Here is a 21298-nt window from a genome sequence, read left to right on the forward strand (position 1 = left end):
ATTGCTGCAAAAAAATATGCGGCTTTTTTGCCACGAAAATGGCTTAAAACCGCATATTTCTCTATAGAGGATGTTATATACTTCTGGCAGTTACTTTATCACTCTCCATCATTTTGATCTCTTCAGCTGCATTCAAGACATTCAGCTGATATTCAGCAATCTCTTGTAATATTTTGAATCTTTCTCCTTTTTCTTTTCCTTCACGCAGCATCTGTGCATTATGTGATTCCAGATTGAATAGAACTGTTAATTCATTAATTGTTGCAAAATCTCTGACATTGTTTTTCTTCGCAAGTTCAGGATTTGCCTCTCTCCATGCTTTCGCCGTAAATCCAAATAATGCTACATTTAATATGTCTGCTTCTTCCGCATATGCAAGCCATTGAAGGTTTTCTCTGTAATTCATTTGAGGAATCAAGTATCTTTTTACAGCATCCGTCTGGATCAGATAATTATTTTTACTTAAAAACCGTTTTGCATCCCATTCCTTTTGTTCAGAATTGTTTTCTTCTTCCTTTAACCGTTGAAATTCTTTTATCAGATATAGTTTAAATACCGGACTGATTGCAGATGCAAATTCAAATGCAATATCTTTGTGTGCATATGTGCCACCATATTTTCCACGCTTTACATATAATCCTATAGCATTCGTTTTATTAATCCATTCCGCAACGCTTAATACAAATGTATGTAAACCCGCTTCAGATTTAAAGTGGTCGAACTCGACCACTTTAAAATCAGGACTATAAATCATTTCCCACGTTCCTAAAAATTCTAATGTATTTCTATTTCGTAGCCAGTTTTTCACAACATCAGCGCTACGTGATTCTCCTGTTTTAGCTTTTGCAATATCCGTAATACAAATATAATCATCCAGTTCTTGTTGTGAAATTGAAATTGGTACATCTTGTACATTAATTATTCTATTCTTCATCCACTTCTTCCTTTTCTGCAAAATTTCCCATTTTTATCCTATATGCTAATAATCTAAAAACATAATCTGGCATTTTTCTTGTTCCTCTTTCCCATTCTGTTACGGTTCTGTAAGGAATTCCGAAATACTCACAAAATTCCTTTCTGTTCATTCCAGTACTTTCTCGTAATTCTTTTATTTCCATTTTTCTCCCACCATTTACACATTGTGTATGTATTATAGCATATTTTTTCATTTATTACAACATCTATCATCTTCATTTCGGAATACTCTCTGCAAGACAGAGCCGCCCATATCCCACCATTTCATTTGGATATTTTTCAATCCCCGGAAATGGTTCCGCCCCTCTTCTCAGATAAGCCTTGACCTTCTCCCCATACAGATAGCTGTCATTTCCTCTTACAATTCCCCACTCCATTAAAAGTGCCGCACTCCCCGTCACAAATGGTGTGGAAAAAGACGTTCCGCTGAATTGCATCACGCTTCCTCCAACAGATATCGTGCTCACATTTACTCCCGGCGCCACAAGATCTGGTTTGACTGCACTTGCACTTTCTCCGGTCAGTGGTCCACGCCCGGAAAAATCTGCATAGGAAAATGTCAGGCTGTCATATGCTCCTACTGTGATTGCCCGCATCGCAGTTGCCGGATTTGTAAGTGTCGTGCTGCTTACTGGTCTGAGAAATCCGGTTCCCGGATTCAATGTTCCTTCGCCTGGGATCCACATTTCATAATGTCCATCCACAATTTTTCTCGGTGTCAGAACCATTGTCCACACTCCGCTGTTTATATAGCTCCCGCGTGGGAGGAAATCCAGATAGATCTCCTGGTTTGTGCTAAATGGACTTGGCTCCCCGTAATACAAAAGTATTTCTGTTGCATCGACAGTAAATCGCTGTGTTCCAAGCTGCTCCTTGACTGGCCCGATACGTGTACCTGTAGGCGATACAATTGAAATATCTATCTGATCTACATATCTTTTCCAAATCTGAACATTTAACGATGGCTGTTTTTCCTGCACTGCCAGCTCAATCTCCTGTTCTCTATTTGCTCTGACATTTTCTGATACTCTCCCAGATGTATGCCCTGCGGTTGCCCCTTCATTTCCTGTTCCGATACAAATGCAACTCTTCCAGATATTAGAAATGTCATTAATAAATCGCTCTAATAATGACGTTCCGTCTCTGGCTCCGTATGTATTGCCAAAGCTGATATTCACAGCCACCGGCATTCGCAGCTCTTGTGCTTTGCGTATAACATAATCAATTCCCTGCATAAGCTCCGTCGTCCTTGGAAATCCCCCAGACATAGGATTTCCAAGTTTTACTACAATGAATTCGCTTTGAGGGGCAACTCCTGCATAAACACCGCCGCTTCCTCTTCCATTTCCAGCCGCAATAGCGGCTACCGCCGTTCCGTGTCCTGAAATATCACGCGTACGGATAGTTATTGCTTCCTGTGTCACTATATTTTTCGGTGTTATTACATGATAAAAATCTGGAAAAGCAGCATCTATCTCTTCCTTTGTATACTCCACTCCCATTCCATATCCTTTCGGCACGTGCTCCCCCTCCACCGCCTTTAATGACTGATCCCACAGATAACGGATTCTCGTTGTCCCGTCTTCATTCCGAAAATCAGGTAGTGTGTAATCAACCCCGGAATCTATGACTGCCACAAGCACTCCCTGTCCCGTAAGCGAAAAACGGGCGTCCTGTACCTCATTGATACAAGACACCCGTTTCCCATTTCGTACCTGGAAAAATAATCGTTTTGGTTTTTCCACATATTCTACTTCTACAATCTGCACCAGATCCGGTATCTGTGACTGACGTATATGAATAATAGCATATTCATTTAACAGCTCTGTAACTCTCTCAGAAATCTGTCGGACTATCTCCAAATTACCGGAATATTTGATAATCAACTCCCACACCTGGTCCACAGGATTATATCCTACATTCAATTCCTGAGATCGTTCACGTTCACTTTCCGTGGCATTCAATGCCTGATTCAAGAGATTTTCTAATTTCTGACTCTGCATTTCTACTCCCTTAAATGAGCTCAGGCATCAAATATGGTGCCAATTCTACCGGAATAAAATAACCTCGATCATAATGACAACTTGGACATACAGGCGGTGCCATTTTCCCTTTTTGAATATGTCCGCAATTCATACACATCCATTCCCCTCCATCTGGATTTTCAAAATACTGATTTTTCCCAAGCAGTTCTGCAAGCAATGCAAAGCGACGTCCATGCACAGCTTCTACCTTTGCGATCATGTCAAATGCTCCTGATGCCTGATCAAAACCTTCTTCTTTTGCAATTTTAGCAAATTCCGGATAAACATCTTCAAACTCCTGCATTTCATTATGCACCGCACTTTTCAGAAGATCTGTCACATTTTCTGCAAGATTTACTGGATACCCGCCACAAATTTCAATCGTCTGCTCTGTCTGACCTCTCAATAATTCATAAAACACTTCCGCGTGTGCCCGCTCCTGATCTGCAGTGAATAAAAAAATCTGGCTAATGGAATACAGATTATCACGACTCGCCTGCTTTGCCGCAATTGTATAACGATTCCTTGCCTGACTCTCTCCTGCAAATGCCCGCATCAAATTTTCTCTTGTCTTACTTTTACTAAAATCAACAGCCATGGTACATACTCCTTTCTTACTTCTATAAGTAGTATGCTCCATGGCTGTACAATTATTCCCTCTTATTCTCTTTGCAGTTCACTTTCAAGAATACCTGTTTTTGTTAATATGTTTTGTTTTTGTGTCATTCTCATACTTTTTCCTAATTAAATCCTATAATTCTTCTTGCCACACTGTACGCAAGAGAGGATATCTTTCGTCCGGGTCTTCCCGGGATGTTCATGGTCTGTCCAAGTATTCCGTAACGGATCTTCATAAATGTCTTGAAATCCTTCTGTTTCAGATATATCCACAGTTCTTTTTTCTTCTCCAGGTTTTCTGCTTTCTTAGATCGGATACATAAAATGGAAGAAACAGTCATCATGATTGCGAGATAATTAATCATATAATTTCTCAGTTTCTTGCATTTTACATTTTTTAATTGGTACATATCAATCATTGCCTTTGTAACAAAAATCTGCTGATCCAGTCTGGATATCATAACTTTCTCATTGACAGACTGATCTTCTCTTCCAATATAATAACGATAAAAATCCACATCCAGGTAATACACTTTTCGCACAAATGGCAACGGATAATACACATAAATATTATCTACATAAAATGTATGTTTTGGAAGCTCTAACTGGCTGAGCTTAAGCATCGCTGTCCGATAAATAACAGAATGCATCAGAATGTACTGATCCAGATGGAACCGTCCGATTTCTTCCCATTTGAAAATCTTATCCTGAGGAAGCACATTACGGTAATGAATACATTTCTTATGGGTTGCCCCTACTTTCTCATAAACATAATTGGAAATGAGCATGTCCACCTCTTCATCTTCAGATTCCAGCTTCTTAAGAAATTCCAGAATCTTCCGAAGAGCCTCGGCATCTACCCAGTCATCACTGTCCACAACTTTAAAATACTTTCCGGTGGCATGTGTAAGTCCTGAATTCACAGCATCACCGTGACCTCCATTCTCCTTATCCACCGCCTTGATGATCGTCGGATATTTTTCCTCATACTCATGTGCAATCTTAGAAGTATCATCGGAAGATCCGTCATTTACAATTATAATCTCTACATCTTCCCCGCCCACAAGAATACTCTCAATGGCGTGAGACATATATTCCTGTGAATTGTAACTTGGTATTGCAAAAGATATATATTTCATGCATCTTTCTCCTTATATCACATCTTTTTGAATTTATAGTTTCTTTCTTATTATGTCACTACTTACCCAAAGCAGAGCCTTAGGAATCTTTTTAAGTATATAGCATCTGTGCACTTTTTCCAACCAAAATTTTTATATCTTTTTGCAATCTTCTTGTAAAAAATGCTATGATTCGATATAGTAGAGATAAAATTGATAATTTTTCAACAAAAGGAAGGTACACATATGAAAAAGAATCTGATTGTCGGACAATCCGGCGGCCCGACTGCGGTCATTAACGGAAGTCTGTATGGCGTAGTCACTGAAGCCATGAGACACACTGAGGAAATCGACGAAATATACGGTATGATTAATGGAATTGAAGGATTTTTAAACGGACATATGATGGATATGCGTTCGCTCATTGAAACGAACGAACTCTCCTTACTCCGCACAACACCCGGCTCTTACCTCGGATCATGCCGTTACAAGCTTCCCGAAGATTTAAATGATCCTGTTTATCCATTGTTATTCAACAAGTTTACATCGCATGGTATCGGTTATTTCTTCTATATTGGGGGAAATGATTCCATGGATACTGTAAGTAAATTATCCCGATATGCCAAAAAGATCAACAGCGATATTCGCTTTATCGGTGTTCCGAAAACCATAGATAATGACCTGGTCCACACAGATCACACTCCGGGATTTGGAAGTGCTGCAAAATATGTTGCTTCCATGGTCCGCGAAGTTGCTATTGATGCAAGTGTTTATGACAACAAAAAATCTGTCACTATTGTAGAAATTATGGGGCGTCACTCCGGCTGGCTCACTGCCGCCAGTGCCCTTGCCCGCAAATATGATGGTGATAACCCACGCCTTATTTATCTGCCGGAAACTGCATTTGACCAGGAAGCATTTCTTAAAAAAGTACAGGAAATGCTGGAAACGACCCCAAACTTAGTTGTATGCATCTCTGAAGGAATTCATGACAAAAATGGAACCTTTGTCTGCGAACTTGCCGGTGATATTGGAACCGATACCTTTGGTCATAAAATGCTGACCGGATCCGGAAAATATCTGGAAAATCTTGTCAAAGAGCGAATCGGCGTAAAAGTCCGCTCCATTGAGTTAAATGTATGCCAGCGCTGCTCCAGCGAATACCTGTCAGCTACAGATTTAAATGAATCTGAAAATGCCGGAATCGTTGGTGTTCAGGCTGCATTAAAAGGAGAGACAGGCAAGATGATCACATTTATCCGAAACGGTGATCTTCCTTACGAGCTCTCCTACGAAACTGCCGATGTAAATGAAATCTGTAACATGGAAAAAGCCGTACCATCTGATTGGATCACCGAAGACGGCTGTGATGTCACAGAAGCATTTATACAGTATGCAAGACCACTGATCCAAGGAAAAGTGGTGGTACCGGAAGAAAACGGCTTACCGCTTTTTGCTTACCGAAAATAGTTTCCCTACAATGAGGCACAGAATAATCGTGATCAACATATCAGGCAGTGTATTTCCTACCGGCATATCGATATTCATCAGAATTCGATACGCAATAAATCCTATCACCCAGATAATCATATTCGGTACATGCACTGCCTGATTACTCTTATCCAGTTTCAGCAGGAAGAAGTCTGCAATCTGGATTGCAATCATCGGTGCAAATACGGAACCGATGAGATACAGAAAATCTGTAATATTATCCATCGGGTATACAATTGCTGCAATCGTTCCAAGCACAGTTACCACGATTGCCACATGTTTTCCATTCCATTTGTTCACAACGGTTTCACTGGAAATTCCTGCGGAATATGCATCCAGAAATGTTGTTGTAACTGTTGAAAATACGATGATCAGAAGTCCGGCGATTCCAAGACCTGCTTTTAGCATGATCTGTGCAATATCATACTCTCCGGTAATAATTGCTGCTCCCATTCCGATCACATACATCCAGCAGCTTACAATACCATAAGTAATTGCGCTGACTGCTGTTGCTTTTACCGGCTCTTTTGCTTCTCTTGTATAATCACTGATCAGTGGAAGCCAGGATAATGGCATGGCAACGGCAAGTTCAACTGCTGCGCCAAATGTCATGCTGTCATCCGATGGTACGCCAGCTCCGCTTCCTGTGAAGATAACTTTGCAAAGAATCAGTGTCAGGATAAATAATGCTGCCATAGCAACCGTGTTTATTTTTCCAAGATTCGTAATTCCAATAACAATCCACAGAATGATCAGCGCTCCGATGACCAGGCACCAGATCCAGCGTCCGGTATTCATGACACCATCTGCTGCCAGTGCTCCATCATAAATCATAATCGCCGTCCAGCCCACAAGCTGCAGCACATTTAACACTGCAAACAGAATACTTCCCTTCTGTCCAAAACTCATTTTTACAGTTTCCATTGCACTTTTTCTGACTTTACCACCGATTACACCTGCCAGGAATAACATAAGGCAGCCGATGATATGTCCTACGATAATTGCAAGATGTCCTTTCCCCATTCCAAGTGGTGCCAGATAAGTTCCGGTCAGAATCTCCGCAATAGAAACGCCTGCTCCAAACCAGATCAGTCCATTTTCAAATAAACCTGTTCTTTTTTCTTCCATGATGTCTTTCCCTCTTTATGCTTCTTTCTTATATTCTCCCGTAATTGCAAATCCGTGATCCATAGGTCCGCTTCCTTTTCCGAGATCCAGCATCGCAGCCAGTGCTCCGGAAATGTAATCTTTTGCACGCTCTACGGATGTGTCCATATCAAATCCTTTTGCAAGGTTCGATGCAATGGCACTGGAAAGTGTGCAGCCGGTTCCATGTGTATTCGGATTATCAATACGTTTTCCGTTGAACCAACGATAATCACCGTCACGATAAAGCAGGTCATTTGCATCATTCAACTTATGTCCTCCCTTGCAGAGAACTGCGCAGTGGTATGTATCACTAATTTTCTTTGCAGCCTCGATCATATCATCTGCTGAGTGAATCTCCATTTCCGCCAGAACTTCTGCTTCTGGAATATTCGGTGTCAGAACACTGGCAATTGGAAGAAGACGTTTCTTTAAAGTTCCGATTGCCTCTTCACTGATCAGCTTCGCTCCACTTGTCGCTACCATAACCGGGTCAACGACGATATTTTTTGCTTGATACTCTTTCAGTTTATCTGCAATTTTCTCAATCAGCGCACCGGAAGATACCATTCCGATCTTCACTGCGTCCGGATAAATATCTGTAAAAATGTTATCTAATTCCTCACCCAGAAATTCCGGTGTTACTTCCATAATACCCGTCACACCTGTCGTATTCTGTGCGGTTAACGCTGTGATTGCACTCATCGCATAAACGCCATTTGCAATCATTGTCTTAATGTCTGCCTGAATCCCTGCTCCACCACTGGAATCACTTCCGGCAATTGTTACTGCTGTTTTCATTATTTTACCTTTCCTTTTTTACTCTATTTGAAAAATATATCTGCCTCTTTGAAGCTTTCCATATAAATGTCTGCTTCTTCACGAATCATTTCCTGATCTTCTTTACTTTCTTCGTCATACACGCCAACCGTATGATATCCTGCCAGTTTTGCTGTCTGGATTGCATACAATGCATCTTCAAAAACATACAGTTCTTCCGGATTCCTGCCTAAAAATCCAGCTGCCATATGATAGACTGCCGGGCTCTGCTTTCCGGCTCCTGCCTGCGCGCATGTAAAAGTGTGTTTAAAATACTGGCTTACCCCAAGACGTGTAAATGCATGTTCCAGGTGATCTTCATCACTGGCTGTCGCTGCCACGACCGGAATCTTTCTATCTGACATTTTTTGTAGAAATTCTTTTACTCCGGCTTTTAACGGTGCCTCATAATAGTAGAAATCTCTCACTACATCTTTGATTCCCTGACTGATTTCTTCTACAGATTGTTCAAGCCCATAGCGTGTCCGCATATATAATGCAGCCTCCGGGATAGACATATAATAAATCTTCTCGGCAAGTCCAGGCTCCGCTTCAATCTGCTGACTCGCAAGGTATCTCACTCCTGCGTCCTGCCAGATGGACATAGAATCCAGAACTGTCCCGTCTATGTCTAAGATAACACCACCCATATTCTGTACAGGAACTTTTCCACAACATTTCTGCTCTGATGCATTTTTCTCCACGTCAGATTTATTTTCTAACATGCTTTCACCATCTTCTCGGTGGCTGCTTTCAGCTCTTCTGTTGCTTTCTTAATATCCGGTTTTGCGAAAATAGCGCTGATAACTGCGATTCCACAAAGTCCACAGCCTGACAACTCCTGCACATTATCTTTTGTGATGCCGCCAATTGCGATAACTGGAATATCTACAGCCTCACAAATTGCTTTTACCATCTCATGGTCAACTTCTACTGCGTCATCTTTGGAACTGGTCGGAAATACGGCTCCGACTCCAAGATAGTCTGCTCCGCGCTCCTGAGCGAGAAGTGCCTGCTCCACTGTCTGTGCTGAAACTCCGACAATCTTATCTTCACCAAGCTTTGCCCGGACATCTCCTGCTTCCATATCACTTTGTCCTACATGAACTCCGTCCGCGCCAACTTCCAGTGCAAGCTCCACATCATCGTCCAGCACAAACGGTACCTGATATTTTGCACACAATTCCTTGATTTCCTTTGCCTCCTGAAGAAAAGCATCGTGATCGAGATGTTTCTCACGAAGCTGTACAAATGTAGCTCCACCTTCCAGTGCCTTCTCAACCTGACTGTAAAGTGTCTCTGCGTTCAGCCAGCTTCTGTCTGTCACTGCATATAGCAGCAAATCTTTTTTATCGCACTTCATATTTTGCTCCTTCGTCTAACTGCTCTTTTGTCATGTTATAAATAGCATCAATAATTCTGTTTCTGTAGGTAGAATTACCGTCACCTTTCTGCATGTAGCTCCATCCAATCTCACCGGCAAGTCCCATCGTACAAACTGCCGCTGCTGCCGCCTCAAGCTTCTGCTCAGGATTTGCAACAAGATATGCTGTCATCAGTCCGGATAACTGGCAGCCTGTTCCTGTAATTCTTCCCATTTCCGGACGTCCATTACGAATCACGTAACATTTTCTGCCATCGCTGACAAGATCAATTGCTCCTGTAATTGCAACTATACTTCCGGATTTTTCAGAAAATGCTTTTGCAAATACAACTGCTTCGTCCAGATTTTCTTCTGTCACTGCGTCAGCTACATCAGCGTCAACACCCTTTGTAGTACCGCTTCCTGCAGCTAATGTCTTGATTTCGGAAATATTTCCACGAATTACGTCAAACTTTATTTCCTGCATCAAGTTGACAGCTGTATTCGTTCTAAGCGAACTTGCTCCTGCACCAACCGGATCAAGCAGAACCATATGACTTAATTCATTTGCCTTATGCCCTGCCGCCAGCATTCCTTCAATCGTTCTTACATTCAGCGTTCCAATATTGATGTTCAGACCTCCGCAAATTGCAGTGATATCCTGCACGTCCTGCGGCTCATCTGACATGATTGGGCTTGCACCACACGCAAGAATCACATTTGCTACATCATTGACCGTAACATAATTCGTAATATTATGGACAAGCGGTCCTTTTTCTCTAACGTTCTGTAAACATGTACCTAGCATAATTCTCTCTCCTTTTTGTGTTGTGAACATTCGCTGATTTTTATATTGCTAACACAAATAGCAGATATACCTAATAAAAGATATACCTGCTAACATTTACGCATCTCTTTCCCTACGTTGGCATTATCCAAATCAGGTTGCAGGTCAGGGCATTCATCCCAATCTCAGCCTGCTTGATACGCAAGCCCCCTGTTGTTCGTTATTCATTTCATATATATTATACATAATAGACAAAATTTTACAAGTTTATTAATTATAGCACACTTTTCTCTTATAGTATATACATATTTCCTTTGCAATATTCTCAAAAATATTTTTTCACTTTTACTAATATTTTCTTAACGTATCATGACTGTCATCGGTAGTCTTATCAATCCTCTTTACTACCACATAATATCCGTCATCTCCTGCCGGTATTTTCACGCGGTCACCAACTTTATGTCCAAGTACTGCTTTTCCAAGCGGTGACTCGATGCTGATCAGTCCTGCCAGGGAATTTCCTCGGACACTTGTCACAATCCGGTATGTCTCCACTTCTTCATCATCTTCAAAATAAAGATCCACGGTATTATTAATTCCTATCTCGTCTTCTTTTGAATCATCAGACACAATGTTGGCAGTTTTTAACATTCTCTCTAGATAACGGATACGGCTTTCGTTGCGGTTCTTATCCTGCTTCGCTGCTTTATACTCAAAGTTCTCGCTCAAGTCTCCCTGTGCTCTTGCCTCTTTTACTGCTTCCAGCTCTTTTTTACGGACAACAATCTTTCGGTACTCAATTTCTTCCTTTATTTTCTTTACATCACTTTCTGTCAGTTGTTCTCCCATATGATACAGTCCCTTCTATATTAATTGATAATGTTTCATTGCTTTTTCAATTCCGTCATTCATCACACTGTCCGTCACATATTCTGTATATGGATCCAATACAGAATCATGCTCTTTCATCGCTACTGTATGTGTGGCGTATTCGAACATCGCCAGATCATTGCTGCTATCTCCAAATACATATATCTGATCCATGTCATAGCCAAGATATTTCCTCATATACTCAATCCCGGTCGCTTTTGTATATTGCTTTTGAATACACTCATAACTTCCATGTCTCCGATCGATGACTGCCAGATCGTCACGGACTTCCTCTATGAATTTTACTACATCACTTGTCTGATCAGAGAGTAAGAACATTTTATCATAAATGAATCCGCCATCCTCAATATATTTCTTACAGCCTAATCCCCAGGCTTTTCCCATGCGCTGTCTAATATCTTCGATTTCCGGAAAACGGGAACTATTTTGGGGAAAATATAAATCATCACTGGCTTCCAGAACTCCTTCCATATGACACTCCTGAATCACCTGTATGTAACGTCTGCACTGCTCCTTGGTCAGTGTACTGTGCATCAGCACATTTCCCTGATAAATGATTTCCGTTCCACAACCGCACACATATCCGTCTACCGGTATGTGCTTCATAGAATCCAATGTATTACAAGATGTACGACCTGTATTGATAAACACAAGATGTCCGTTTTCTCTCGCCTGCTTCAATGCACGAAGTGTACTTTCCGGCACTATCTTCGTCTGTTCGTCAATCAATGTACCATCCACATCAAAAAATAATGCTGCGTTATTCATTCTGTCTCTCCTCTATATCTAGTTCAAGTCGAACATCCATGAGACTTGGCGCATGATTCTGGTCAGCAAATCTGACATATTCCTATCAGAATCACTGCGCATCCTCGCGGAGCGTTTATCTCAGTCGGAGATTGGACTCCCACTGAGACAAATTTGCTACTACTCACCACCTGAAGTGGGAGTCTTCTCGACTGAGATAAAAAGCTGGATTACTGTGATGTATTTCCGTTTTTATCTCGCAATTCCAAAATACTGATCCACGCCATTGGCAATCCCGGTTACGATCTGCCACTGATATTCGTCTGTCGCCATCTTCTGATCTTCCGTCGGATTACTCATATATCCCATCTCCACAATGGTCGTCGGAACCTGTGCCCAGTTGATTCCACTCATGGTATCTGTCTCCCAGACACGCTCTCTTTTTGCTCCGGTCGCTGCTACCATCTGGTCTAAAATATCTGTAGAAAGTGCCTGACTTTGGGAATATAGATTTCCATTATATGGATTGGAAGCAGTCTGACAGATCGTCATCATGCCATTGGCACTGCTGCTATCTGAACCATTGGCATGAACACGGATAAATGCATCGACATTGGCATTGTTTGCAATCTGTGCACGCTCTGCATTCGATACATTTACGTCGTTCGTCTCTCGTATCATCAAAACATCATACCCACGGTTCATCAATTCTTCTTTCAGCTTCATAGAAACAGCCAATGTCAGTTCATATTCCTGAAGCCCTGATGTCTTACCACTTGTCCCGGAAGCCACCTTTGCTTTCATTTCAGAAGAACCTGGACCGACCGGTTCTTTCTCGCTATTCCCCTTTGCCTGATGTCCTGCATCAATCGCAATCAAATGTCCATTTTTCTGCGGCTGTTGTTCATTCGCCTCTTCTGCCTGTGATTGTCCGTCTGGCTGTGAAGCCTGTTCCTGCATATCTGTCTGTTCCTCTTGTATATTGTCTTCTTTTTTATCTTCTATATTTAATACCAGTTTGTCTGGATCTTTTTCCTTTGTCTTCGTTTCTTTCTCTGTTGTCCCACAGCCTGTAAGTACCATAAGCACTACAAGTCCCAGTAACAATACTCTTTTTTTCATATTCCACCTCCGTAAGTACTATTCTACCATAACTTTATTATTTCTTAAGTGGTTTTTTATAAATTTTCGATTTGTTTAAGAGTTTCAACATACTTTCGTCACATTTTCCTCTTATACTAAATGACAGATAGTTGAGAAAGACATCAGCTATCACCCCCTCATAGAAGTGCGAAAAGCACTTACTCTCATTCCTTTATATAACTATAACAGCACACGAAGCCTCGCCGGGAACGCACCCGCGGGGCTTCGCTGTGTCTAGAACACTCCTTTCATATCTACTCTTTTCAAATTTCCGTAAACCATGTACAATAAGAATAACGGTATTATCATTCATTGAGAGATTTACCAATTCAAGAATGCCTCGGCATTCTTGCTGCGAGGTGGGAGTCATCTCCCGGCTGATATACAACTGTTAAAGGAGTGCCTATTATGTCTGGGGAACGTAAAAACACTATAACAAAATCTGCAACTGCTAATACAACAACGAAAAAAGGGCTATCACAGGGACAGGCCAATATTCTGATTGCCATCGTAGCCATGACCTGGGGCTGTTCATATCTTCTGATGAAAATCGGGCTGACAGGAATGCCACCATTCTCCATTATAGCACTGCGTTTTTGCATTGCATTTATTACCGTTGCACTGGTTTTCTTGCCGAAAATGAAGCTGATGAACCTTCGCACTCTTGGATATGGAAGTATTCTCGGACTGCTTCTGTTTGGTGTGTTTGCTTTTCTTGTTCCGGGAATGAAATACACGACCGCTTCCAATGCTGGATTCCTGGTTGGTATTGTGTCTGTATTCGTACCGGTAGTACACAGTTTTTTAAAGCACAAACTGCCATCCAAACGTACAACTCTTGGAGTCCTTTTGGCTTTACTTGGAATCTGCCTGCTTACATTTCTCTCCACCTTTACAATTAATCTTGGAGATATTTTATGTATCCTCAGTGCATTTTCCTACACCATCCAGATTATTCTGATGGATCATTTTACAAAAGAAACTGACAGCTTTCTTCTTGGAATCTGGCAACTTGGATTTACCGGTCTGTATGGTGTGATCTTTACATTTTTATTTGAGACTCCCTCACTTCCAGGCAGTGGCGCGCAGTGGGGCGCAATTCTTGGTCTGGCGATCATCTGCAGTGCTTTTGGATTTATCGTTCAGCCAGTTGCTCAAGAATACACATCTCCGGAACATACCAGCATGCTTTTCGCACTGGAACCAGTATTTTCTATGATTTTTGCCTATATTTTTCTCCATGAGAAATTATCTCTGCAAGGAGCAATTGGGGCATTTCTGATTATGGTCGGTGTCGTGATTGCTGCAAGCACCCATGAAGCGTGATTACTCCCTCTTTTCCCGGAAATTTGTTTTATTTTCCTATTCAAGAATGCCTCGGCATTCGGTTTAATGTGCAAAAAATGAGATTACAACTAATCTCCAACGTTGCACTTCTTGATTATTTATAGTATAATTCTAAGTATACTTATTATTGTACTTAAAAGAAAAAATTTGATCATGGAGGTCATTATGAATAAAAATCAAAAAGACGGCAATTTTGAAGAAAACCTTGGCTCCCGCGTGAAGAAATTACGCCAGGAGATGAATCTGACACAGGCAGAGGTCGCAGATGCCCTGCACGTAACACCAGGATATATCAGCAACGTAGAGAACAATCGTACAGCAATGTCTCTTCGTATCCTGATCTACTATGCAAAGCTTATGAATACAACACTGGATTCTCTTGTTGGTTCTCTGGAGCCTGCTTATAAAGAGAACGCTCTGGACAATGAAGTTATGCATCTTGTAGCTCAGATGAATGATCTGGAAAAACAGAAATTAATCAATACATTAAGAATCTGGATTTAATTTATACTTATTGATTTTATAAGATGCCAGCAATCTGTGTTTTTATCACGCAGATTAACCTGGCATCTTTTTTATTGCAATAAGATAAATAATATATAAAACCAACCGGGTATTCTTCATGAATTGAGTTATTTTCGTGATAGCTGCGAGCATAGTCTGTGTGATTATACACTGTTTGAACCGATTTATCGGTGAGTTTGTATAATCTCACAGAAATAAGCGGCGCAGCAGTTATAGAAAATAAGCTCATCATGAAGAATACCCGGCTGGTCTTTTTATAAATTTATTTCATTGCTTCTTTAATTGCACTTAACAGTTCATCATATGTTTCATATGCCGGGATCTGTGGATAGTCTGCTTTGATCTTATCGGTACTTCTAAATAAAAATCCAGCTTTACTAGCCTGAATCATGCCAAGGTCATTATAAGAATCTCCACTTGCGATTGTGTCAAATCCGATAGACTGCAGTGCTTTGACTGTACTGAGTTTCGACTGTTCTACACGCATCTTGAATCCGGTAATCTCTCCATCTTCCGCAACCTCCAGTGTGTTACAGAACAATGTAGGCCATCCTAATTTCTCCATCAGTGGTGTTGCAAACTGTGTAAATGTATCACTGATAAGAATCACCTGACTAAATGTACGGAGCTCATCTAAAAACTCTTTTGCTCCCGGAAGCGGATCGATCTTGGCGATTGTCTCTTGAATTTCCTTCAATCCAAGACCATGCTCCTTTAAAATACCAAGACGCCATTTCATAAGTTTGTCATAATCAGGCTCATCTCTTGTTGTCTTCTTAAGTTCCGGAATATTACTTGCCTTGGCAAAAGCAATCCAAATTTCCGGTACTAATACTCCTTCTACGTCTAAACATGTGATATCCATCATTCTTTCCTCCTCTTTATATGTCATAAGATGATGTTGAGTACAAAAGCCTTCCATTATATTTTTTTACTCTACACCTTGTGATACCTTGAAATCGCACGAAGCACCTTCTCCATTTCAAATGGCTTCGCCAGATGCTCATTCATACCGGCATTTTTTGCTTTCTGAATATCGTCAGCAAATGCATTTGCTGAAATTGCAATAATCGGTACAGTTGCACCCCGTGGGTGAGTGCATGTACGGATTCTTCTGGTCGCTTCAAGACCGTCCATGACCGGCATCATAATATCCATCAGAATCAGGTCAATCTCCTGTTCCCCTGATTGTTCAAAGATATCCAGTGCCTCCTGTCCATTTTTTGCAGCTGTTACCTGTACTCCTGATTCTTCCAGAAGATACCGGGCAATTTCCAGATTCAGCTCATTGTCTTCTACAAGCAATACGTGCATACCTTCCACATTGGACATCTCCGCCTCTGACTGTACACTTACATTTTCAAAACCCCTGTCAATTGCAAATGGAAGAACTAATATAAATGTACTTCCTACATCCTTTTTACTCTTTATCTTAATCGTGCCACCCAAAGTATCCACTAGCTTCTTTGAAATTGCCATACCAAGACCGGTTCCTCGGTAAACGGTACGAGCTCCTGTATCTTCCTGTGTAAATGTTTCAAAAATATGTTTCTGAAATTCTTCACTCATGCCAATTCCAGTATCTGAGACAGAGAATCGATACACTACATCATCTTCTGTCCGTGATACCATATCTACACGAAGCGTGATCTTACCATGGATTTTATTATATTTTACTGCATTACTAAGGATATTTGCAAATATCTGACGGAAATGCATCGGACTTCCCACTACATGTGGACATTCAATTTCTGACACTCCGATCTTTTCCAGCTCCAGTCCCATTTTCTCTGCCTGGGATTCCAGATCTGTCCAACAGCCTCTAAGTACTTCCCGGATATCAAATGGCTTATGTTCTACTTCCAGCCCGCTTGTCTCCAATCTGTTCATATCCAGCACATCGTTTACAAGCTGCAAAAGATTACCTGCTGTCACTTTCATTTTTTCATGGCATTCTTTCAATCTTTCTGGAGCATCCCAGTTTTTCTCTTCAATATCCAGCATACCCATGATGCCATTGATCGGAGTCCGGATATCATGGGACATTTTCCGAAGGAATTCTGCCTTGGCATCATTAGCAATTCTTGCCTCTTTCAATGCCTTAACCAGCTCTTGCTGATAAGCCAGCTCTTTCTGCTTATAATCATCAATAATCTGCGTCACATACAGCACTTCTGTTACGGATTCTGTCGGAACTTTCTCCTGCGCGATAAATAATGCACATCTCCAGATTCCCTGCTTATTCGGATATTCCCGGCTGACAAAGTTCTTCTCTTTTAACCGTTCCCCCAGTGTTGACAAGTCAAAGAACTTTCGCATTTCTTCCTGATAATCTTCATGAATCTGAAATGTACAAAATTCCATCAGCTTTTCAGATGCAATTCCTCTGTCATTTGCAATTTTGTACATTTTATTTGGTTCAGAAATCTGCTCCATATAATCTGTGTTCAGATTTATATTATAGATTGCATAATAAATCTCACTTGTTGCAGCTTTTAGACTTCGAAATCGCATTTCCCGCTCGATGTTCTTAGTAATATCCTGATGATAACCACGTATGCAGACTCCGATTCTCTCATAATCTTTCGGCCGCACTCCTCCACATCGGATCCAGATTTTTCCACGAGTCGGATGGTGCCACGGATAAATGACGTCAGCATATCCTTTTTCCAAAGTTTCTTTCACACAGTTGTCCACTTTTTCCGTATATTCCGATGGAATATTGTCTCTCCATATACGGTAACATTCCTCACTTGTGGTACCTTTCGTCAGCCCCAGAAGCTCACGCATATTTGCATCGGCCTCCATCACCGGTTCTTTTCCCTCTTGCCTGATAATCGACCAGATACCAATCTGTGCTCCGCAAAAGATTTCTTCTATATTCCTGCGGTATTTCTGCCTGGACTTGATAGATGCCATCTCAAGCTTTGTACATTCTTTCTTATAAGCATCAACTACTACTCCGATATGATAGCCCAACAGGGAAAGCAGCCTTCGGATCAGTCTGGATTTCTTCATATCCGGATTATCCACGCCCACAAAACCCATTAATTTTCCGTGGATAGAAATGGGAAAGGCAATCAGCGTCTGAACATTCTGGAACTTTAAAAGTCCGTATTCCTGGGGCATCTCCGCTTTGATATCCTCCAGTTCCTCCATCAGGATATTTTCCCCCTGCAGGAACAGATGTATCCAGTTTGGCATACTCTCGAAAGGAATTCCTTTCAGATTATCAATCTGTGGTGTCACCCCTTCTTTGCACCATTCATATGTATTGGTTGTTGTATAGTCTTCATTAATTTCAAATACATAGGCACGGTCTGCGCATGTATACTCACCGACTTCACGTAACACGGTATTGATTCCATCGTCGATCAGCTCTGTACTGCTAAGACTTGTAATCTGCTCGATCATAAATCGTTCCGCTTCCAGTTCTGCGCTTAACTTTCCATTTTCATACAATAATTCCGCTATTGTATGGTTCTCTGTCAGACTCATAAGGCCACCTCTTTTCTTATCTGGTTATCTGTTTTTATCTGTCTGCACGTGGTCTTTCTTTTCTCATAGGCCGTATTCTCTCTTACTTTTATGAAATAGTAAGCTCTTCCAACATCTGTCGTACGGTCTTTCCATTTCCCGGGTGCCGTTTGTATGGTGCGATTTCCTCCAAAGGCTCCAGTACAAAAGAACGTTTATGCATTTCAACATGGGGAATGCATAAGTCATCCTCCTGACTGATCAGATCGTCATAGAAAATGATATCCAGATCCAGCGTTCTTGGTCCCCAGTGAATGATCCGCTCTCTTCCGGCTTCCTTTTCAATCCGGTTCAGTTCTCTAAGGAGTTCCTTCGGATAATAAAGAGTTTTCATTCTCAGACAGCCATTCAGAAAATCCGGCTGGTCTGTCACACCGTACGGTGGGGTTGTAATAAATCCGGAGACTTTTTCCACTTTGCTTGCAGGAAGCGCGTCAATTGCTGACACTGCATCGTCCAGGATTTGTCTGCTGTCTCCCATGTTAGATCCGAGGGCAATGTAAGCCGTGTGCCAGCTTCTTGTGATTCTAACGCTGACCGTTTTAAGCGGAAGTCCTACCGGTGCCCATGGTTTCTGAATCTCCAGTGTTACTTTTTCAAGCCCGTCAAACTTCTGAAGCATATCTTCTACCAGTTCTTCGGCCACGCGCTCCAGTAATTTGTATGTATGTGATTTTACAAATTCTGTAATAAATGCACTGACTTCTCCGTAATGGATCGATGCCGTCAGCTCATCGGTCTTTCCGGCTTTTCTTGTGTCTGTATAAAGTGTTGCGGACACGATGAACTTCTGTCCCAGTACATTTTCTTCTGGAAATACGCCGTGATTTGCGAATATTTCCAGACCTTCAATTTTAATCTGATCTAATTCCATCCTCTATACCTCATGGTCACGCATAAGCGCTTTTGTCATCTGAATGGCTCTCTTATTCTTCTTTACATCATGGACACGCACAAATGCACTGCCTTTTTGAACACCGTATACCGTCGTCACGAGTGTTCCTTCTTCCCGCTGATTGACTGGCAGATCCAGTGTCAGACCAATGACAGATTTTCTGGAAGTTCCAAGAAGGATTGGGTAATTGAGCTTCTGCATGATTTCTAATTTGTCAATAATCTCCAGATTCATCTCGTAAGTCTTTCCGAATCCAACTCCCGGATCCAGAATAATCTTATCATCTGCAATCCCTGCTGCCTTTGCCAGACGTATACACTCCCGCATATCCTCCATAAAATCATCCAGGAAATTGCTATATTCTGTATTGTCACGGTTGTGCATCAGGCAGCAGGCAACGTTATGTTTTGCGATGACACCTGCAATCTTCTTGTCGTATTTCAATCCCCAGATATCATTCACAAGATCTGCTCCTGCCTGAACTGCTGCTTCTGCCACCTTACTTTTATAAGTATCAATGGAGATTGGCACATCAAACTCTTTTTTCAGTTTCTCAATGATCGGAGTCACTCTTGCAATTTCTTCCTCATCCGTGATCATTATATGTCCCGGTCTTGTAGACTCGCCTCCTACATCAATGATGTCTGCGCCGTCCTCGACCATCTGTCTTGCATGCTCCATTGCCTGATCCATGCCATTATATTTTCCACCATCAGAAAAGGAATCCGGTGTTACATTCAAGATTCCCATAACATAAGTTTCATGCTCTACGTCAAATTTCTTTCCGCCAATAATCATATCTTTATCTCCATATTCTTCTCTTCTTCGCTCCAATTACACTGCTCTTTTACCGGACACACAAAACAATTTCTGGAACGCTTGTCACACTCATAAAATAGTCTTGCAACCTCCGACATGCCGTTACATTTTCTGCGATGTCCACGCACAGCTTCTAATATCCATGCCCGTTCCGTCTCTGAAAATGCATCCTTTTCCGAAAGTGTATCTAAAATCTCACCTGCGATCTTCTCACCTGCAATTTCGTGAGGAATCTTGTCCGTGTACTGCAAAGCTTTTCCAATGTCATGTAAAATTGCTGCTGTGTAAATTAACTCCTTATCAATGCCAAGACCTGCTTCCAGATTCTTAATATACGCAATCCGCGCTACATCCAAAAGGTGTGTGATCTGGTGACAACAAAATTCACGGTCATGCTCCATTTTTTCATTTTCCCGGTAATACTTCTGATAAAGTGGATGATTCCAGACTGCATTGAGGCGCGGCATCTCTATATACTTTTCCATCAGCATCGCTATCTCTCCAACATGCGGAAAAATCGTTCTTCCAGTGCCGGGTCTGTCTCGAAGACTCCACGTCTTGCCAGCGTCACTGTCTGGCTTCCCGGCTTCTTGATTCCGCGCATAGTCATGCACATATGCTCCGCCTCGATCATCACAATTGCGCCTTTTGCCTGCATATGCTCCATCAGCGCATCGGCAATCTGTCCCGTCAACTGCTCCTGAAGCTGCAGTCTTCTTGCAAATACTTCTACTGTTCTTGCAAGCTTGCTCAGTCCTACGACTTTTCCATCCGGGATATATCCGATATGTACTTTTCCGTAAAATGGCAGCAGGTGGTGTTCGCATGTGGAGTAAAATGTAATATCTTTTTCCACAACCATCTCACTGCTGTCTACTGTAAATGTCCTGGACAAATGTGTTGCTGCATCTTCTTCCATGCCGCCGTATATCTCTTCATACATTCTTGCAATCCGGTCCGGAGTGTCAATAAGCCCCTCCCGGTTCACATCTTCACCTATTCCTTCTAATAAAAGCCGAACTGCCTGTTCTACTTTTTCATGATCTATCATTT

22 protein-coding genes are annotated in these 21298 nt (G+C 41.6%); 3 read left to right on the forward strand and 19 right to left on the reverse strand.

Features of this window, described 5'->3' with window-relative positions:
- Positions 1-73: 73 nt before the first annotated feature.
- The 5 genes from C7E02_RS13815 to C7E02_RS13835 all read right to left on the reverse strand — a co-directional run bounded on the left by C7E02_RS13815 (position 74) and on the right by C7E02_RS13835 (position 4756).
- Complete coding sequence (locus C7E02_RS13815; protein ID WP_105309887.1) at positions 74-934, reverse strand: KilA-N domain-containing protein; 861 nt, start codon at positions 932-934, stop codon at positions 74-76.
- The gene (locus C7E02_RS13820; RefSeq protein WP_005340033.1) at positions 924-1118 is read right to left on the reverse strand and encodes a helix-turn-helix domain-containing protein; all 195 of its coding nucleotides are present in this window, start codon (positions 1116-1118) and stop codon (positions 924-926) included. The genes C7E02_RS13815 and C7E02_RS13820 overlap by 11 nt, the downstream gene beginning before the upstream one ends.
- 72 nt (positions 1119-1190) lie before the next feature.
- Positions 1191-2978: a S8 family peptidase gene (locus C7E02_RS13825; RefSeq protein ID WP_005340029.1), complete on the reverse strand. Its 1788-nt coding sequence runs from the start codon at positions 2976-2978 to the stop codon at positions 1191-1193.
- 10 nt (positions 2979-2988) lie between these two features.
- Positions 2989-3597 carry a rubrerythrin gene (gene rbr / locus C7E02_RS13830; protein ID WP_005340028.1) on the reverse strand — a complete coding sequence of 203 codons (609 nt, stop codon included), beginning with the start codon at positions 3595-3597 and terminating at the stop codon, positions 2989-2991.
- 142 nt (positions 3598-3739) lie between these two features.
- Positions 3740-4756 carry a glycosyltransferase family 2 protein gene (locus tag C7E02_RS13835; RefSeq protein ID WP_005340026.1) on the reverse strand — a complete coding sequence of 339 codons (1017 nt, stop codon included), beginning with the start codon at positions 4754-4756 and terminating at the stop codon, positions 3740-3742.
- A gap of 225 nt (positions 4757-4981) precedes the next feature.
- Between C7E02_RS13835 and C7E02_RS13840 the strand changes: the two genes are divergently transcribed.
- Positions 4982-6205: a 6-phosphofructokinase gene (locus tag C7E02_RS13840; protein ID WP_105309888.1), complete on the forward strand. Its 1224-nt coding sequence runs from the start codon at positions 4982-4984 to the stop codon at positions 6203-6205.
- Here the strand turns inward: C7E02_RS13840 and cytX are convergent.
- The 8 genes from cytX to C7E02_RS13880 all read right to left on the reverse strand — a co-directional run bounded on the left by cytX (position 6179) and on the right by C7E02_RS13880 (position 13101).
- Positions 6179-7354 (reverse strand): putative hydroxymethylpyrimidine transporter CytX, encoded by a 1176-nt coding sequence (gene cytX, locus C7E02_RS13845; protein WP_105309889.1) that lies wholly within the window; start codon positions 7352-7354, stop codon positions 6179-6181. The genes C7E02_RS13840 and cytX overlap by 27 nt on opposite strands.
- A 15-nt stretch (positions 7355-7369) precedes the next feature.
- Positions 7370-8173 carry a bifunctional hydroxymethylpyrimidine kinase/phosphomethylpyrimidine kinase gene (gene thiD, locus C7E02_RS13850; protein WP_029731133.1) on the reverse strand — a complete coding sequence of 268 codons (804 nt, stop codon included), beginning with the start codon at positions 8171-8173 and terminating at the stop codon, positions 7370-7372.
- A 23-nt stretch (positions 8174-8196) separates the two neighbouring features.
- Entirely contained in the window at positions 8197-8916 is a 720-nt protein-coding gene (locus C7E02_RS13855) for an HAD family hydrolase (RefSeq protein WP_105309890.1), read from the reverse strand.
- Positions 8910-9554 carry a thiamine phosphate synthase gene (gene thiE, locus C7E02_RS13860; protein ID WP_022278659.1) on the reverse strand — a complete coding sequence of 215 codons (645 nt, stop codon included), beginning with the start codon at positions 9552-9554 and terminating at the stop codon, positions 8910-8912. Before thiE ends, C7E02_RS13855 begins: the two co-directional genes overlap by 7 nt.
- Positions 9541-10362 carry a hydroxyethylthiazole kinase gene (thiM, locus tag C7E02_RS13865; protein WP_005340009.1) on the reverse strand — a complete coding sequence of 274 codons (822 nt, stop codon included), beginning with the start codon at positions 10360-10362 and terminating at the stop codon, positions 9541-9543. The genes thiE and thiM overlap by 14 nt, the downstream gene beginning before the upstream one ends.
- Before the next feature lie 327 nt (positions 10363-10689).
- Positions 10690-11190, reverse strand: a complete 501-nt coding sequence (locus tag C7E02_RS13870; protein ID WP_005333729.1) for a GreA/GreB family elongation factor — start codon at positions 11188-11190, stop codon at positions 10690-10692.
- 15 nt (positions 11191-11205) lie between these two features.
- Positions 11206-12000: a Cof-type HAD-IIB family hydrolase gene (locus C7E02_RS13875; protein ID WP_005340006.1), complete on the reverse strand. Its 795-nt coding sequence runs from the start codon at positions 11998-12000 to the stop codon at positions 11206-11208.
- Between the two features lie 231 nt (positions 12001-12231).
- Positions 12232-13101 (reverse strand): N-acetylmuramoyl-L-alanine amidase family protein, encoded by an 870-nt coding sequence (locus tag C7E02_RS13880; protein WP_005340004.1) that lies wholly within the window; start codon positions 13099-13101, stop codon positions 12232-12234.
- Between the two features lie 429 nt (positions 13102-13530).
- Between C7E02_RS13880 and C7E02_RS13885 the strand changes: the two genes are divergently transcribed.
- Both C7E02_RS13885 and C7E02_RS13890 read left to right on the forward strand, forming a co-directional pair.
- Positions 13531-14448, forward strand: coding sequence for a DMT family transporter (locus C7E02_RS13885; RefSeq protein ID WP_005340002.1), 918 nt, complete (start codon positions 13531-13533; stop codon positions 14446-14448).
- A gap of 186 nt (positions 14449-14634) precedes the next feature.
- On the forward strand, positions 14635-14973 hold the full coding sequence (locus C7E02_RS13890) for a helix-turn-helix domain-containing protein (protein ID WP_005339999.1): 339 nt from the start codon (positions 14635-14637) through the stop codon (positions 14971-14973).
- Between the two features lie 283 nt (positions 14974-15256).
- Here the strand turns inward: C7E02_RS13890 and thrH are convergent, their stop codons facing one another.
- The 6 genes from thrH to folE form a co-directional block, all read right to left on the reverse strand.
- Entirely contained in the window at positions 15257-15859 is a 603-nt protein-coding gene (thrH, locus tag C7E02_RS13895; protein ID WP_005339994.1) for a bifunctional phosphoserine phosphatase/homoserine phosphotransferase ThrH, read from the reverse strand.
- 71 nt (positions 15860-15930) lie between these two features.
- Entirely contained in the window at positions 15931-18492 is a 2562-nt protein-coding gene (locus C7E02_RS13900) for a response regulator (RefSeq protein WP_005339992.1), read from the reverse strand.
- Positions 18493-18580: 88 nt separating this feature from the next.
- Positions 18581-19405, reverse strand: a complete 825-nt coding sequence (folK, locus tag C7E02_RS13905; RefSeq protein WP_005339990.1) for a 2-amino-4-hydroxy-6-hydroxymethyldihydropteridine diphosphokinase — start codon at positions 19403-19405, stop codon at positions 18581-18583.
- A 3-nt stretch (positions 19406-19408) separates the two neighbouring features.
- Positions 19409-20224, reverse strand: a complete 816-nt coding sequence (gene folP / locus C7E02_RS13910; RefSeq protein WP_005339988.1) for a dihydropteroate synthase — start codon at positions 20222-20224, stop codon at positions 19409-19411.
- Complete coding sequence (locus C7E02_RS13915; RefSeq protein WP_105309891.1) at positions 20221-20736, reverse strand: HD domain-containing protein; 516 nt, start codon at positions 20734-20736, stop codon at positions 20221-20223. Before C7E02_RS13915 ends, folP begins: the two co-directional genes overlap by 4 nt.
- A gap of 2 nt (positions 20737-20738) precedes the next feature.
- Positions 20739-21296 (reverse strand): GTP cyclohydrolase I FolE, encoded by a 558-nt coding sequence (folE, locus tag C7E02_RS13920; RefSeq protein ID WP_005339985.1) that lies wholly within the window; start codon positions 21294-21296, stop codon positions 20739-20741.
- Between the last annotated feature and the right edge of the window lie 2 nt (positions 21297-21298).

The sequence above is a fragment of the Dorea sp. Marseille-P4042 genome (assembly GCF_900290215.1).
Taxonomy (GTDB): Bacteria; Bacillota; Clostridia; order Lachnospirales; family Lachnospiraceae; genus Dorea; species Dorea formicigenerans.